Here is a 15664-nt window from a genome sequence, read left to right on the forward strand (position 1 = left end):
ATATTTCAACTCCTTTGCTAACTTCTCATTGAATCTAATGTCTAATCAAGAAAAAATCACCATCCTTGTCGCAGATGATGAATCCGTAAGCAGAAAATACCTAAAGATGATTTTACAAAAAGACGGGTATGAAATTATCACCGTAGAAAATGGAGAAAAATGTTTAGAGACATATCAACAAATATTTCCTGATATGGTGTTGTTGGATGGATTAATGCCTGTGATGGATGGCTTTGATTGTTGTCGTCGTTTAAAAGAGTTACCGAAGGGCAATGATACCATTGTGTTAATGATAACAGGCTTAGACGATCGCGATTCTGTTAATCAGGCTTATGAAGCAGGTGCTACAGATTTTTTAACTAAACCCATAAACCCTGCGGTTTTACGTCGTCGTATTAAATATTTACTTGATGTGAAAAAAGCAGAAAGGGCATTAAAAGAAAGCGAAGAAAAATATCGAACTTTAGTAGAAAATTTGAGAGAAGTTATTTTTTATGCAGATAAAAAGGGTAATTTGACTTTTCTTAACCCTGCATGGCAAGAATTGACTGGTTTACCCCCCCATTCCTGCCTTGGACATCCCCTGTCTATTTATCTTTATCCAGAAGACCAACCTATTTATGCCCAGTATTGGCATTGTCTCGTTAATTCTTCTGAAGATACTACCTCAAAACTGAAATGTCAAGTTAGATATGTTAAGAAAAATGGTAATTTCGGTTGGATGAGAATTTTTGCTTCTCTAATTATTAACGATAAGGGAGAATTAGAAGGGGTAACAGGTACAATTAATGATATTACGGAGAGAAAAAGAATTGAACAATATCAAATTATTGAAAGAGATGTAATCAAAATCTTGGCAGAATCAGAGCGAAAAAGTGAAGCTATCCAAAAAATATTAAAAGTAATTGGCAATAATCTTGGTTTGGAAATAGGGGAATATTGGGAGTTAAAAACAGAGGATAATTTAATTTATCCAGAAATAAAATGGCATATTAACAATCAAGAAATTGAAAAAATACTCTCGATTCGAGAAGAAAACTTGAACTCTATTTTCTGGGATAAATGGGATTTTGCTTATGATGAATTTTGGCTAAATAATCATAAATTACTTTCGTCAAAAAATGAGGTAAATTTAAGACATATATTTGCTTTTCCTGTGTGTAATGGAGAAGAAAAATTAGGAATAATCACCTTTTTTTCTCGTAAATCTACCCAATATGATATTAACTTGTTAGAAAATATTGTTAATTTAGGTAATCAAATCGGTCAATTTATCAAACGAAAACAAGCAGAAGAAAAACTGAAAGAAACTAACTCTCTTTTACAATCAGAATTAAGTACCGCTTCTGAATATGTATTTTCTTTGTTACCTTCCCCAGAGGAACATAATTTATCCGTAGAACAAAAATTTATTCCATCTTCAAAATTGGGAGGAGATATTTTTGATTATTATTGGTTGGATGAGGAGAATATCGCTATTTATTTACTAGATGTTGCAGGTCATGGTATTCATTCAGCTTTGTTATCTGTGTCTATTCTTAATTTGGTTCGTAATAATTCACTATACAACACAAATCCTTATCAACCTTGGACAATTATCACAGAATTAAATCGTCTTTTTCAAATGGATAGCGATCGCCTCAATTACTTTACTATATGGTATGGGGTATATAATACCGATACCCATGAGCTAATATATTCTTCGGCGGGGCATCCTCCAGCTATATTGATTTATCAAGAAGACAATCAGTGGAGATATGAGAAATTAAAGACTCCTAGTTTACCAGTGGGCATGATTGAGGATGTAGAATTTGATCAGAGTTTATGTCTGGTTAAACCCGATAGTTATTTATATATTTTCAGTGATGGTATTTACGAAATTGAGCAAGAAAATGACAATATTTGGGGGTTAGAAAACTTTATTAGTTTATTAGTGGATACCCAAGCAAAATATAAAGGCGAATTGCAACATTTAATTAAGCAGATAGAAAAAGTCAACCATTCCAGTAATTTTAATGATGACCTTTCTATTCTTAAAATTCATTTACCATAGAGGTTAATTGCTTCTTTTATTTTCATCTTTTCACTGATACCGATTAAATCAATCTTGGTAACGATTCGGGCATCTAGGGTAACAAGGGAAAATTTATGGATTTTTTGTCCCTCAATTTCTTGAATACGAGGAGTGGAGGCGGCGTTCAAATAAATTGTTTTATGTTCATCTTGGTTAATAATGGTTCTTAATCTATCTTTAGTATGTCTTAAGCTATGGTGCATATGACCAAAGGTGACTAATGGTACATTTTTGCCTAATTCTTGAGTGTATTTTATCGCTTCTTGAAAATCAGGATCGCCAAAGTCTCCCCCCAAAGGTTTCCAATCTCTACCGCAAGTATCTTCTGGATTTGCACCTAAACCAAAAGGCCCATTATGACCAACAAAAATTATCTGTTGGGCTTGAGTTTTATTTACAGAGGCGATGATTTTGTCTGAAGACTGATGGAAATTTTCGATCGCATATTTTTCTCGATAAAATTCTTCACATTTCCATTTTGAACCTCCCCAACTAAAAGGGCGACTGCCCACCACAGAAATATCTAATTCAGGAAAGTCAAGATAGCCATAACCAACATGAGATTTTCCCAGTATGTCTAACTGTTGTTGTACTCTGTCTTCCAAGGTGCGATCATAAGGACATTTTTTTCTTCCCCATTCCGTGGCACTAAACCAAGCATCATGATTACCTAATATTATTGCTTTAGGTATATTTAATTGAGCAATTCGACTAATTAAGGGAATTGACTCATTGCCAAAATCTCCCACAAATAAGACTAAGTCCACTTGCAAAAATTCCAACGCCTCATGATCAAACTCATTCCAAAGATCGTGAACATCCCCTATTACTGCAATTTTTATAATTTTATCGGTCATGGTGAGTAGAATAAGTGTGATAAATAATAATTATAGAGAGGTTTCAGGTTTCAGGTTTCAGGTGGCAGGTTGCAAGTTTAGGGGAGTAATGGGTAATAAGTAATGAGGATGAGAGTTAGGAGTTTTTAGTTCTTAATTTTTAATTTTTAATTTTTAATTTTTAATTATTCACTATTGCCCATTACCTTATCTTAATTACTAATTGCCTTTGCCCCTTGCTAATTATTGTTACTTGACTGTTCCAAAAGTAGCCAAAAAGCCTCAAAGGACTGAGATTCAGGAGAAGATTGAATGGCTAAAAAATGAACTCCATTAGCCTGTTTTTTCGTATTTTCAAAGCCTTCTGCCTCAGATAAGGTGTTTTTGTCCGTCAAGTTAACTAATATCCAACTATCGCTCACCCCTGTTTCTAAGCAAATACTGGGGAACTTTCCTCTATCTAATCTTAAGTAACCTAATTCCAGTCCAGACATCCATCCTGCAAGAGGTAAAGCACGGGAGGAAAAGATAATTAGCCCCGGAATTTTGGTGTCTGGAGATATATTGGCTATTTTTAGGGGAAACGCCTCTCTAAAACCTATATCCCATTCGGGCATTTCTTCTAAGTCTTTCCCATTTAAACTAACTAATGCCCATTTGTCTTTTTTATCTCCTTTTAAAGCATCAGGAAGATTTACTGGGTTGGTTTGAGGATATTGAACAGAAGCGGCAATGGTGGCTTTTTCGTCATAGCCTTCTTGGAGGGGATAAAATGATGTCATTCTCTCTTCTAACCATTGATTGAGAGTATAAGTATGACGGGAGGCAAGGGCTGGAATCCCCGCATCTTCACATCCTTTAAGAATCATGTTATTCATTTGACGACGAAAGAAGCGGATTTTACTGGGAGTTTCTCCTGCTTTTTCTATGGCAGTTGCGATCGCATTTTGAAGAGTAATGGAGTTAACTTCTGTATTGGCGCAAAATTGAGAATAGCGAAATAATTGGCTTGTGTCGGTGTCTATAGTGGTGGGACTTTCACAGATGAGGATTTCCCAACGTTTTTTGTTATTTTCATCAATAATTGGACGAGAATAAAAGTCTAACTCCCAAATTTTTCCCATAATTATCTATATTCCAAGGGGCGATCGAGGTTTTATGTCTAGGCTATATTATCATTTACAGGTCTTTGGGTCAACCTCAGTTCGGTTTAAGAATATCCGATAAGGTTAGGTGTCAGATGTCAGGTGTCAGGTTGTAGGTGTTAGGGTGATGAGGTGATGAGGGGAGAGGGTGAGAGGGGGAAGTAGGGCTTAAGGTTTTGGGGTGGTAGGGGTTTTTAGCAAGGGGCTTAAGCCCCTTGTTTAAGTCAGTTCGGGTTAAGGCAATTTTATCGTTATTTCTAAGAAGCTATAAGGTGGTTTTCTGACTAGGAGAAAATAATACTTTCAGCTTATCCAAAACTCAGGTTTGGGTCAAATAAACCTCTGTTGTTCAGCCTGAATGCTTGATTTAGCTGAGTTCGATATAAATTTGTCGGTGAAGGTGGGCAATAGTTTTCTGTAAATTATGATTACTTTTCCTTAATATTAGACGGTGGGAGTGTCCTAGATGTAAGACTAAACACGATCGAGATGTAAACGCCTCATGTAATATCAGAGATGAAGGACTGCGAATAATGTCGTTAGGAACTAGCGAGTCAGCTTACTGCCCAGATGTAAGACGAGATAGTAGAGGACGAAAGAAATCTACTGTAACGCCATCTGTTGGGTAAGAAGTTCCCATCTCAGCATAGCGGATGGGAGTATTTCACTTTCGTTCTCCCGTGACAATATACGATACTCTTTGAGCTATATTTGTAGCATGATCAGCCATTCTTTCTATATGGCGAATTGCTAAAGCTAACAAGATAATAGGTTCTACTACTCCCCTGATGTCCCTTTGTTGTGCAAGGGTGTGATAGAGCTTGTCATAGGCATTATCTACGGTATCATCTAGGAGTTTAATTTTTTCTCCTGCCTGAGAGTCTAACTCGCTTAACGCAACCATTGCTTTAGCTAACATGACTTGAGCGTGTTTTGACATGGCGGCTAATTCAGGCATACAGGAATGGGATGGATAGAGGGCGAGTTTTATAGCTATTTGTCCTAAATCTTTGGCATAGTCTCCGATTCTTTCCAAATCCCTGACTAATTGCATAAAAGCACTCAATATTCTTAAGTCTTGAGCCACTGGTGCTTGTAATGTTAAGATTGTTGCACACCTCATTTCTATATGGCGATAGTAGCGATCAATTTCTATATCTTGGTTTGTAATTAAAGCAACTGTTTCTAAGTCTCCTTCAAATAAGGCTTGATGGCTATAACGAAAAGACTCTTCCACTAAAGCTCCCATTCTTAGTACGTCTTGAGCCACTTCGCTAGTATGTCTTTGTAACCTGCTACCCTCGACCATGAGTTGATTTGATAATGCCACTTTTTTTATCCCGAAATTAATCCCTTTAATGATCCTTATTTAGGTCTTTATTCTATCTCGAAAAAAGTGATTATGTAGTGTTATCTTGGTAACAAAGCTGAAAAATAAAATATTTTTTTTGAAAATGATTCATGGTTTTATACCTCCTCATCGTTTTTTCGCCTATTTAACATGGCAAGAAATTGAGAAAATGTCCAATAAGGAAAACACAGTAATTATTCAACCCATAGGTGCGATCGAGCAACACGGTTATCATTTACCTTTAGTAGTAGATTCGGCAATTAGTGAGGGAGTTTTGGGGAAAGCGTTGGCGTTACTATCCGACAAAATTCCTGCTTTTGCTTTACCTACTCTTTATTATGGTAAATCTAATGAACACGATGGATTTGCTGGAACTATTACGATTAGTTCTCAAACTCTATACACTTTAATCCTAGAAATGGCAGAAAGCATTTACAAAGCTGGATTTAGAAAAATAGTCTTAATGAACTCTCACGGCGGACAACCCCAAGTTATGGAAATAGTCGCCCGTGATTTACATCAAAAATTTCCCGATTTAGATGTTTTTCCTTTTTTTACTTGGAGAGTTCCAAACATCACAAACGAACTGCTAACGGAAGAAGAGCAAGAATGGGGAATTCACGCTGGGGATGCTGAAACCAGTTTAATGTTAGCTTTACTGCCCCAACAAGTAAAAATGGATTTAGCGGTCAAAGAATACCCTCGTAATCTTGCACCCAACAGTTTATTGTCAATGGAGGGAAAATTACCCTTTGCTTGGTTAACAAAAGAGTTAAGCGATAGTGGTGTGATGGGGGATGCAACCTCCGCTACAAAGGAAAAAGGCGATCGCATTTTAGCTTCTTTAGCACAGGGGTGGGTAAGGGTTATTGAAGATGTTTATAATTTTTAGCAATCAAGAAAGGGCAAGGGGCAAGGGTAAGTAGTGTTGGAGTGAATAATTAATAACTCCTAAACTACATTTGTCCAATAATAGATTGCAAACGTTGTTTTAAACTGGGATTTTGTTTGACTTGCTGAGTTATTTGATTAAAACGATTAACACTTAAGCCATGATTTTTGACAATAGTTTCTGACTGATCACAATATTCGATCGCCATGTTACGGGCATTATCAGGAAGTTGACTGAAACTTTGTCGCTGGTTACAACTCATTTGCCCCATAGATTTACCAACAATTCCTTCTATATTACTATAAGTAGTTTTGCGTAAATTCTCAATTTCGATCGCAGCTTGGGCATATTTTTTTAAATCTTCATCAGAAACATTTTGCGCCATAGCTTTAGATTCAATAGAAATTGAACCCTGATTGTACTCAGGAACAATCCCCAAACTAACACCAAAAACAGCCAAACCACAAACTAAAAAAAATTGAGAGCCGACTTTCATAAATTTCCTATTACTTTGATGAAATAACATAGTTGAGTAACAATAAAAATAAAAATATCTATTACTTAGTATGAAGCAATCCATACCCAATTAGTTCCCCGATTTACCAGTAATTAAAGAAGTTAAAGCCATACCCGAAACAGCTAAAGAGGCAAGAATCATCAAAACAATCCTTAAGCCAAAATAAGTTTCCGCAATTCCGGCTAAAGCTAAAGGTAAAGACAAAGCAATATTAACCGCATTATTTTGCAAACCAAAAACCTTCCCACGCATATCAGAAGGGGTTTCTGCTTGAATAGTCGTTTGCATCGGTACACCCACCAAAGCCGCAAAAATACCCAAAATAACCGTCATTAGTAAAGCCAAAATCAAATTGTTAGTAGCCACAGACAAGCCACTCAATGCCGCTCCCATACCCATTGAACCCCAAAAACTAAGTCGAGCATGAGGAATCATTTTACCCTGATGAGTGACAAATACTGCACCAATAGCAATGCCAATGCCCGTTGCGGCCAATAAATAGCCAAATTGATCAGCCTCCATTCCGGGTATAGTTTCCGCTAAACGCACCGCTAACACTGCCAAAGCCGCAAAAATAGAAAATAAAATAACTAATTGAAATAAAGCATTGCGCACTCGATGATTTTTTTGCAAGTATCGTAAACCATCTTTTATATCTTCCCAAGGATGATTTTCTTGTTGCTGTCTATCCTTATCCTTTTCCCGACTGCGCATTGTCATCAATACAATTCCCGCCAAAAGATAACATCCTCCTACTAGCAACTCTTTTCCATAAGCAAAAGAAAAATTCTCACCCCAGTTATAGGTTATTTCTAATAAAGGCTCACCAACTGCAAAACCAATGATTAACATAGCCATCATAGTTGTGGTATATAGAGAATTTGCTGCCAATAAGTCTTTTTTTCTGACGATTAAAGGAATTGTTGCTTGTTCGGCTGGGGCAAAAAATTGAGTTAATGTGGAGACGGAGAAAGTAACTAATAAAAGTAACCAAAATGACCAAGGTAAAGAAAAAAAGCCCATTTCCTGTTTATTAATTAACAAGCAAAAAGGCAAGATTAAAACCAATATACCTCTACCGAGATTAGAGACAACTAAAACACTTTTTTTCGACCATCGATCAACATAAACTCCAGCCAAAGAACCAAATAAAATTGCAGGTATAGTAAAAGCTATCATAATTAATGATACCCATGAACTGATACTTTCTCCTTGAGTCTGAAAGTTAGCACTAATTAAGGCGATCATTAAAACTAAATAAATCTTATCCGCCAATTGAGAAAAAATTTGTCCTAGCCAGAGAATAAGAAAACTAATATTCCTTAAAACACTCATTATTCCGTTATTGGCTTTATGATGGGTGGGAGAAGGATTAGCGAGGGATGAGTTGGCTGATACTGGCTCTGATTTTTCTTCGGTGTCCGTTTCAAATACTGGCATTAGAGTTTACTATTAATATTCAATTACTAAGGAATGGATCTTAAATTATTATAAATCTTATTAAACAAGGACTTTTTTTATTTGATCATCGAATTTATTTTTGTCTGAAACCTGAAGCCCGAAACCTTCCTCAACCTAATATTGTGAGTAAATGTGCAAAGTTAATTAATTATCCAAAATCCATTCAGAAGCCCTTTCCCCTAAATTTAAAGAAATACTCACTGCCTTTCCTAAGCGAGGCTTACTTTTCGTGTCTGTGATTCCTTCTATTACCTGAGACACCACCCCCCAACTGGTAAGATACTGGGCTATTTGTTCTAAATTCGCCATGTATTCGGCTTGGGTGTAATGAAAGGAGGCTTGTTCTAAATATTTCCACATTACCTGAAAATAAATTTTGTCCTTAATTCTCACTACTTGGGCATCGTAAGAGTAACCCCATTTATTTATAATTAGTTGTTGTAATTCTTGCCCTGTCATGATTTTCTCTAATTTTTTTTAAGATAGTTTCTAAATATCTTTGATACTAACTAGCCATAATAATATCATCTGGATCGATTCCCCAGTTAATCCAACGTATCGCTTCCCTAGGTGCGATCGCCTCTTTTCAATGGCAACTTTTAAATTTAGATCAATATCTGCTATTTTTAAATTTTTATTGGTCTCAAAATTACTTTTAAATTTTCCCTTAAAATTAGCCCCGAACCATAAATCAAAATAGTGATGAAAGACTATTATTATTTCTTTTGTAATTTCCCTTAATAATCCTTTTTCTTTGCCTTGTAGATGAAATAGTATCTTACAGGTTAATAATTGTAAATCCTCTTGAGAAAAGGAATTAATGACAGATTGGCAAACATATTGTCCTAGTTGGCAAGGACTGCTAAAATAAATAAATTGAGGTAAATCATAACCTAAATCTTGATAAATTCTAGTCAAACTAGACCGTAAAAGAGGGAAATTAATTGACTTAGTTGATAACGCTTCTTGTTGCCATTTTTCTTCTAAAGAAATTAGCTTATTATTAACGTCTTCTGCGGTAATTTGCTTAGAAGGATTTAATTCGTAGATAGTAGTTTGAAAATCAAACCAAGCCATAATAATTCACCTCATTTTTCAATTCTAATCTGCGACATCAGTCCAATTTTTTCGTTGTGAATTCATTACATGATTAATGAGATTATCTAACCAATTACTAGGTTGAGTGTGAGAAAGAGAAACATTTTTTACAGGGGTATAAGGAGTTAAATAATCATTTAATGACTCTCTTTTTGCTTCTAAATATCTAATTTTATGTTTTCTTATTTTTGGTTTTTCTTCCTCTATTTTATCAGCATACTCATCATTAAATTTCTTTTTATTGGTTTGTATTTTCTCTAAATATTCTTTTCTTTTTTCAGCATCTTCTACTAATTTATTCCAGTATTTAAAATCAACTTTATTCGCTAAATCTATTAAATCATCTTTCAATGGTTCTTCTTTTTGTTCTGTAGGATGATCAGGAGAATCAATTAAAGTATTCTTTTGAGATAAAGTAGTTTTAGAACTCAAAGTAACGTTGCTACTATCATCCAGAGGAGGAATAGGGCGATATTCCCTTTGAATACGCACCATCCAATCGCCTTTAGGGATATTGAGAGCGTGATGTTCTTCGTGTTGAAGTTTAGCAGTAGGAGAAAGTACCCTTAAAAATAAAATTCCACTACGTTCGTATAATTCTGCTTTACCATCGCTGATACGATGAGAATGCCCCGTAACTTCTCCTTTGGCTAGAGTGAGATTAGGTAATTTTACTGATTCTTTAACAGATAGTTTTTTCAAAGGAATAATTAATACATCCCCTTGGCGGATAACTCCTGTGTGGGTAAATGTGGATGATGTCATTATAATTAGACCTCATTCTTCCGTATTTTTACTTAGATTTAATATACCCATTTTGTGAAAAAAGTTATCATCTTGAGAGTTCGAGTAAAAATCAAAGGCGATTGTTTGACCTTAAGCAAGGATTTCTTACTTCCTTGCTTGTTATAATTAAGGTTATCTATAACAATCTAGGAGTATGAATAATGTTGGCTAAATTAACCAGTAAAAATCAGCTTACTTTACCAAAGAGTATAACGAAGGAAGTGGGGGATGTAGAATATTTCGATGTCAAGCTCGAAGATGGGCAAATAGTATTAACTCCCGTGAAAATTCAAAAGGCTGATGCCGTAAGAGCAAAGTTAGCACAATTAAAAATTAGTGAGGACGATATTACTGAGGCAGTAGCATGGGCAAGAAAGGGTTAAGGGTTGTCATTGATACTAATTTGGTTTTGTCTGCATTGGTATTTGGAGGAAAGGTGGCTTCTTTGCGGTATGCTTGGCAGACTAATTTATTAATTCCTCTGATTTCTAAGGTGACGGTAACAGAATTAATCCGAGTTTTAGCTTATCCTAAGTTTAATTTAACTCCTTCCGAACAAGAGGATTTGTTGGCTGATTATATACCCTATGGTGAAACTGTAAGGATACCTTCTAAGTTGCCTATTATCCCCCCATGTCGAGATAGTTTTGATGAACCTTTTTTATTGTTGGCTAAACTTGGTAAGGCTGATTATTTAGTGGCGGGGGATAAGGATTTGTTATCTTTGGATGGTGATTTCTGTTGTCCAATAATTACAACAGACAAACTTTTTACTTTACTATAGGCTTTCAAAAAAAATGTCAACAAAAATAAAAAAACCATTGAAGATTAAGGATTGGTTCTGCAAAACGTTCATTTTTTGTAATAATTAGATAATGACTTTTATTAGCCTTGTTTAACATAAGGGTTATTCGCTAATTGTAAAACCATAACCACCTTATACAATCAAATAATTTAGTTTACCTATGACACAAATTTCTGGAAATGCTGATGTACCCGATATGGGGCGCCGTCAGTTTATGAATTTACTGACTTTCGGTACTATTACTGGTGTGGCGGCTGGTGCTTTATATCCTGTTGTTAGCTATTTTATCCCTAAATCCGCAGGTGGTACTGGTGCTGGTATTGCCGCAAAAGATAAGTTAGGAAATGATGTAGTAGCTAGTGAGTTTTTGGCTTCTCATCAAGCGGGCGATCGCACTTTAGCTCAAGGTTTGAAGGGTGATCCCACTTATTTAATTGTCACCGAAGATAAACAAATTGCTTCCTATGGTTTAAATGCCGTTTGTACTCACCTTGGTTGTGTTGTACCTTGGAATGCGTCTGAAAATAAATTTATTTGTCCTTGTCATGGTTCTCAGTACAACAATGAAGGAAAAGTGGTAAGAGGTCCTGCACCTTTATCTTTAGCCCTTGTTCATGCTGATGTTAACGATGATAAAGTTTATTTAAGTAATTGGGAAGAAACTGATTTCCGCACTGGTGAAGAACCTTGGTGGAGTTAAAAAATTTCCCCTATTAGTTTTTATTTAGCTAAGTTTTAACAAATTGTAAATATCAATGAGAGATAATTCTTTTTTTCGTCAAATTAGTCGAATTTGCTTAGTGGCGATCGCCTCTTTAAGCGTATTATTATTCAGCAATCTAGGTTTACCTCAAGCCGCTAATGCTTACCCTTTCTGGGCGCAAGAAACTGCCCCTGAAACCCCCAGAGAAGCGACTGGACGTATTGTCTGTGCTAACTGTCACTTAGCCGCAAAACCTGCGGAGGTGGAAATACCCCAAGCGGTTTTACCCGATACCGTTTTTGAAGCAGTGGTAAAAATTCCTTATGACCACTCTCAACAACAAGTATTAGGAGATGGAAGCAAAGGTGGTTTAAACGTGGGTGCAGTGTTAATGTTACCCGACGGTTTCCAGATTGCCCCTGAAGACCGTATTCCTGAAGAAATGAAGGAAAAAGTAAACGGTGCTTATTTCCAAACCTATAAAGAAGGACAAGATAACTGGATTATCGTTGGACCTTTACCCGGTGATCAATACGAAGAAATTGTTTTCCCTGTATTATCTCCTGATCCTAAAAATGATCCTAACATTCACTATGGTAAATATTCCGTACATTTAGGAGCAAACAGAGGTAGAGGTCAAGTTTATCCTACAGGTCAACTCAGCAATAATAACGTTTTCAAATCCACTGTTGCTGGTGCAATTACTAATATTACCGAAGCTGAAGCTGGTGGCTACACTGTCACTATCAATGACGGAGAAACCGACTATTCTGTTGAAATACCAGTAGGACCCGAATTAATCGTCACTGAAGGACAAGAAGTTGCTGTAGGCGAGGCTTTAACAAATGATCCTAACGTTGGTGGTTTTGGTCAAAAAGATACCGAAGTTGTCTTACAAAGCCCCGATCGCATCAAATGGTTATTAGTCTTCATTGCAGGTATTATGCTTGCTCAAATTCTTCTAGTATTGAAGAAAAAACAAATCGAAAAAGTACAAGAAGCGGGTTTATACTTCTAATTAATCCGATTTTCAAATTTATTTGATCGTGAGGGTTTTATACCCTCTTTTTTTGTCGATAAATTAGTGGTTGATGAAAAAGTAGTGATGGGTATTAGGGGTTCGGAGTTTTTAATTCTTAATTCTTAATTTTTAATTCTTCTCCTTTGCCCTCCCCCCTCTCGAGGCGGGATAAAGGGGGGTTTGCCCTTTGCCTGTTACTCAAAGAATATCTTTATTTCTCTGTAGAAAATAAGTAATTAAAAGATAAAAACAAGCGTGAATTAATAACATTTGCCAATTTGCACTTAAATTATCCCAGTCGGGTTGATAGATATATTTTTCTTCAAATGGTAAAGGCATTGTTGTACCATCGGGTAAGATAGTCGGTTCAGGAATTAAGCCATTAATATCCACTAATGAACCATAAGCACCCACAGACCAACGACTAATCATTAACCATGAAATATATTGAATTATGCCTTTAATTTCAAACAACACCCCAGAAAAAATAATTTGTGGTAACAAAAGAATTGGTAAGGCGCTATTTGCTTGAGTAATATTTGTCACCATAGCTGAAACCATTAATCCCAAACAGGAGGCACTAAGAAGAGTGAGAAAGCTAGTAATGGCAAATCCTGCCCACCAAGATATTATTTCTGGTTCAGGAGAGGCAAAGGAGGGAAGGGCGATACTCACCATAAACAGGGTTTGTACGATGGCTAATGCACCAATAATTAATAGTTTTGAGCCGAGATAGGCACGAAGGTTGAGGTTTACTAGTCTTTCTCTTTGATAAATATCTTTTTCTTTGACTACTTCTTGTAGTGATCCTGCTAATCCTACCCATAGGGCGGCACAAGTAAAAACAAAAACGACAGTTTGAGCAAAGGGTGCAATGGAAGGATCATTTTCTGTTCCTATGATAAAGGGTTCTCGTTCTCTTGCGGCTAAGTTGATCAACATAATGCCAATGGGTGCAGTTAAGAGAGATATGATCAAGTTGATGCGATCGCGCTTTACCAATTCGAGGTATCTTTGAGATAAAACCAGTAATTGCCGAAAAAAGTTCCCTTTTATGGGCTTAGATTTTTCCTTCTTTTTATCAACGGGATTAGTTGTTAGAAGTTTATTTTCAATGTTGTGACGTTGGTAGGTAGAATGTTGATATTTTTCGGCGGTTTGAGTAACCGCAGTTTTATTGTCTAATTCAAGATAAACATCGGCAAAATCTTTATTTTCTAAATCAAAAAAATTTTTAGCTTCTTCATAGCTACCAAAAAAGCAAAGGTTGCCTCCCTGCCCTAAAAAAGCAATGCGATCGCACAATTTGATATTATTAGTGGCATGGGTAACAAGAATAATTGTTCTTCCTTGATCTGCTAATTTACGCAATAATTGCATGATTTTTTTATCCAAGCCCGGGTCTAATCCAGAGGTAGGTTCATCGAGAAAAAATAACTTAGGATTAACTAATAATTCTACCCCTATGGATACTCTTTTTAATTGTCCTCCGCTCAAATTTTTGACTAAAACATCCCGTTTTTCTAACATCTCAATATCCGCTAAAGTTTTTTCAATAATAGTATCTATATCAATGTCAGGCGGTAATCTTAATTTAGCAGTAAAACGCAAAACTTCTTCTACTTTTAAGTCTTTGTGAATAATGTCTGTTTGAGGTACATAGCCAATTTGATGACGATATAAATTAAAATTTTCTGCTAAATCTTCTCCGTTTAAATAGACTTTTCCTGAAGTGGTGTTTTGAATGCCTAACAAGGTTCTTAAAAAAGTTGATTTTCCTGCTCCACTACCTCCAACTAAGGCAACTAATTGTTTTGGTTCAATGGGCATAGATAAGTTGTTTAATAAAATTATTTTTTCTTTCTTTTTATTCGTAACAATAAGGCTAATATTTTGAGCATCTAAACGGATATTTTCTCCTGTGTCCGCAACTAATAATTTATCTTTGTCAAAAACAAAAGTATAAGGTACGATTTTAATTACCGTACCTGAATTAATGGTAATTCGTCCTTTAATGGGAAAACCATCTACAAAAATGCCGTTAGGACTATAATTAGAAACAATACATTTGCCCTCGGTGACATAGTCAATTGTTACGTGCTTACGAGACACCGTTGGGGCATTCAACACCACATCACAACTTTTATCCCGCCCAATAGTAATTTCCTTTTTACTAGCTAAATTGATCACATCTGCCGAACATTTGTCCCCTACCACCGCAATTTTTTCAGGGGGAGTATTCGGGTCAAACATTACTGTACTAGATTGTACTAAACTTTCATTAATTAAAATTGTACCTTCGGGCATACTTGGTAATGCTGTAACCCTTGTTGGGTCATAAAATTCAATAGTTGCGATTGCATTAACATTATTGCCAATTCTGATTACATCCCCGTGTCTCAAAATATAACCCTCGTCAGAGGTGATTAAATGATTATTGATGTATAGCTTATTACTACTAGGAGAAGTGCGATCGCCATCAAATATGTGATAATGATTTTCAATGAAAACAAAAGTTGCCTGAATACGACTGAAAACTAACCATTCATTAGGTACGACAAAATCAACAAAATTAGGATCTCTACCTAATAAATATTGATCTTTAACTAATTCCATGGGCGGTAATTTTTGCCCATGATTGCTACAAATAATATAAGGATTATCTGTATTGATTACTATTGAATCATGATTATCTTCCGTCATAAAATCAACCCCAGTTCAGCATAAAAATATCAAATTTAGACAGGTTTTACGGAGATGAAAATTGTTGAACTTTGACAGTATCTCTGCTACCTAAATTAATAATTTACACAACAAGAAGTAACAGAGCCAAGAGTTTAATTTCCTTGCTGATAAAAATTAATTTCCCAAACTTTTCTCAAACTGGTGATTAATCATAAAAAAATTGAAAACAAGAAAATCAACTAAAATACATTTCTGTGAATTTGTGAACTGAGTGATAATTAATATTATCA

At 35.6% G+C, this 15664-nt stretch carries 15 protein-coding genes and 1 pseudogene; 7 read left to right on the forward strand and 9 right to left on the reverse strand.

Translation table 11 applies throughout. The annotated features are described in order from the left end of the window. Nucleotides 1–37: 37 nt before the first annotated feature. A complete protein-coding gene (locus CYAN10605_RS13355; protein ID WP_015220481.1) occupies nucleotides 38–2053 on the forward strand; it encodes a SpoIIE family protein phosphatase in 2016 nt (671 codons plus the stop codon). Here CYAN10605_RS13355 and CYAN10605_RS13360 read toward each other — a convergent pair. Both CYAN10605_RS13360 and CYAN10605_RS13365 read right to left on the reverse strand, forming a co-directional pair. Further along, nucleotides 2041–2931 (reverse strand): TIGR04168 family protein, encoded by an 891-nt coding sequence (locus tag CYAN10605_RS13360; RefSeq protein ID WP_015220482.1) that lies wholly within the window; start codon nucleotides 2929–2931, stop codon nucleotides 2041–2043. The two genes, CYAN10605_RS13355 and CYAN10605_RS13360, sit on opposite strands and share 13 nt — an antisense overlap. A 218-nt stretch (nucleotides 2932–3149) precedes the next feature. Continuing rightward, nucleotides 3150–4034, reverse strand: coding sequence for a Tab2/Atab2 family RNA-binding protein (locus CYAN10605_RS13365; protein WP_015220483.1), 885 nt, complete (start codon nucleotides 4032–4034; stop codon nucleotides 3150–3152). Between the two features lie 458 nt (nucleotides 4035–4492). Between CYAN10605_RS13365 and CYAN10605_RS18210 the strand changes: the two are divergent. Next, nucleotides 4493–4684 (forward strand): annotated as a pseudogene (locus CYAN10605_RS18210) (zinc ribbon domain-containing protein); the annotation flags it as partial. A 35-nt stretch (nucleotides 4685–4719) separates the two neighbouring features. Here the strand turns inward: CYAN10605_RS18210 and phoU are convergent. After that, entirely contained in the window at nucleotides 4720–5364 is a 645-nt protein-coding gene (phoU, locus tag CYAN10605_RS13370; protein WP_051018152.1) for a phosphate signaling complex protein PhoU, read from the reverse strand. Nucleotides 5365–5509: 145 nt separating this feature from the next. On the opposite strand from phoU, the gene CYAN10605_RS13375 reads away from it, so the two are divergent. After that, nucleotides 5510–6298: a creatininase family protein gene (locus CYAN10605_RS13375; protein ID WP_015220485.1), complete on the forward strand. Its 789-nt coding sequence runs from the start codon at nucleotides 5510–5512 to the stop codon at nucleotides 6296–6298. A 64-nt stretch (nucleotides 6299–6362) separates the two neighbouring features. On the opposite strand, the gene CYAN10605_RS13380 is transcribed toward CYAN10605_RS13375, so the two are convergent. The 5 genes from CYAN10605_RS13380 to CYAN10605_RS19030 all read right to left on the reverse strand — a co-directional run bounded on the left by CYAN10605_RS13380 (nucleotide 6363) and on the right by CYAN10605_RS19030 (nucleotide 10139). Beyond that, on the reverse strand, nucleotides 6363–6794 hold the full coding sequence (locus CYAN10605_RS13380; protein ID WP_015220486.1) for a DUF4168 domain-containing protein: 432 nt from the start codon (nucleotides 6792–6794) through the stop codon (nucleotides 6363–6365). 90 nt (nucleotides 6795–6884) lie between these two features. After that, on the reverse strand, nucleotides 6885–8255 hold the full coding sequence (locus CYAN10605_RS13385) for an MFS transporter (RefSeq protein ID WP_015220487.1): 1371 nt from the start codon (nucleotides 8253–8255) through the stop codon (nucleotides 6885–6887). Nucleotides 8256–8420: 165 nt separating this feature from the next. After that, nucleotides 8421–8735 carry a DUF3067 family protein gene (locus CYAN10605_RS13390; RefSeq protein ID WP_015220488.1) on the reverse strand — a complete coding sequence of 105 codons (315 nt, stop codon included), beginning with the start codon at nucleotides 8733–8735 and terminating at the stop codon, nucleotides 8421–8423. 30 nt (nucleotides 8736–8765) lie between these two features. Continuing rightward, a complete protein-coding gene (locus CYAN10605_RS13395) occupies nucleotides 8766–9353 on the reverse strand; it encodes a hypothetical protein (protein WP_015220489.1) in 588 nt (195 codons plus the stop codon). Between the two features lie 24 nt (nucleotides 9354–9377). Next, nucleotides 9378–10139, reverse strand: a complete 762-nt coding sequence (locus tag CYAN10605_RS19030) for a DUF8820 family protein (RefSeq protein ID WP_015220490.1) — start codon at nucleotides 10137–10139, stop codon at nucleotides 9378–9380. A 182-nt stretch (nucleotides 10140–10321) separates the two neighbouring features. Between CYAN10605_RS19030 and CYAN10605_RS13405 the strand changes: the two genes are divergently transcribed. The 4 genes from CYAN10605_RS13405 (at nucleotide 10322) to petA (ending at nucleotide 12686) form a co-directional block, all read left to right on the forward strand. Then, nucleotides 10322–10543: an AbrB/MazE/SpoVT family DNA-binding domain-containing protein gene (locus tag CYAN10605_RS13405; protein WP_015220491.1), complete on the forward strand. Its 222-nt coding sequence runs from the start codon at nucleotides 10322–10324 to the stop codon at nucleotides 10541–10543. Then, a complete protein-coding gene (locus tag CYAN10605_RS13410) occupies nucleotides 10525–10944 on the forward strand; it encodes a putative toxin-antitoxin system toxin component, PIN family (protein WP_015220492.1) in 420 nt (139 codons plus the stop codon). The genes CYAN10605_RS13405 and CYAN10605_RS13410 overlap by 19 nt, the downstream gene beginning before the upstream one ends. A 181-nt stretch (nucleotides 10945–11125) precedes the next feature. Further along, nucleotides 11126–11665, forward strand: a complete 540-nt coding sequence (petC, locus tag CYAN10605_RS13415) for a cytochrome b6-f complex iron-sulfur subunit (protein ID WP_015220493.1) — start codon at nucleotides 11126–11128, stop codon at nucleotides 11663–11665. 55 nt (nucleotides 11666–11720) lie between these two features. Beyond that, nucleotides 11721–12686 carry a cytochrome f gene (gene petA / locus CYAN10605_RS13420; RefSeq protein WP_015220494.1) on the forward strand — a complete coding sequence of 322 codons (966 nt, stop codon included), beginning with the start codon at nucleotides 11721–11723 and terminating at the stop codon, nucleotides 12684–12686. Between the two features lie 201 nt (nucleotides 12687–12887). On the opposite strand, the gene CYAN10605_RS13425 is transcribed toward petA, so the two are convergent. Beyond that, on the reverse strand, nucleotides 12888–15392 hold the full coding sequence (locus tag CYAN10605_RS13425; RefSeq protein WP_015220495.1) for an ATP-binding cassette domain-containing protein: 2505 nt from the start codon (nucleotides 15390–15392) through the stop codon (nucleotides 12888–12890). Nucleotides 15393–15664 lie beyond the last annotated feature (272 nt).

Source organism: Cyanobacterium aponinum PCC 10605 (assembly GCF_000317675.1).
GTDB lineage: Bacteria > Cyanobacteriota > Cyanobacteriia > Cyanobacteriales > Cyanobacteriaceae > PCC-10605.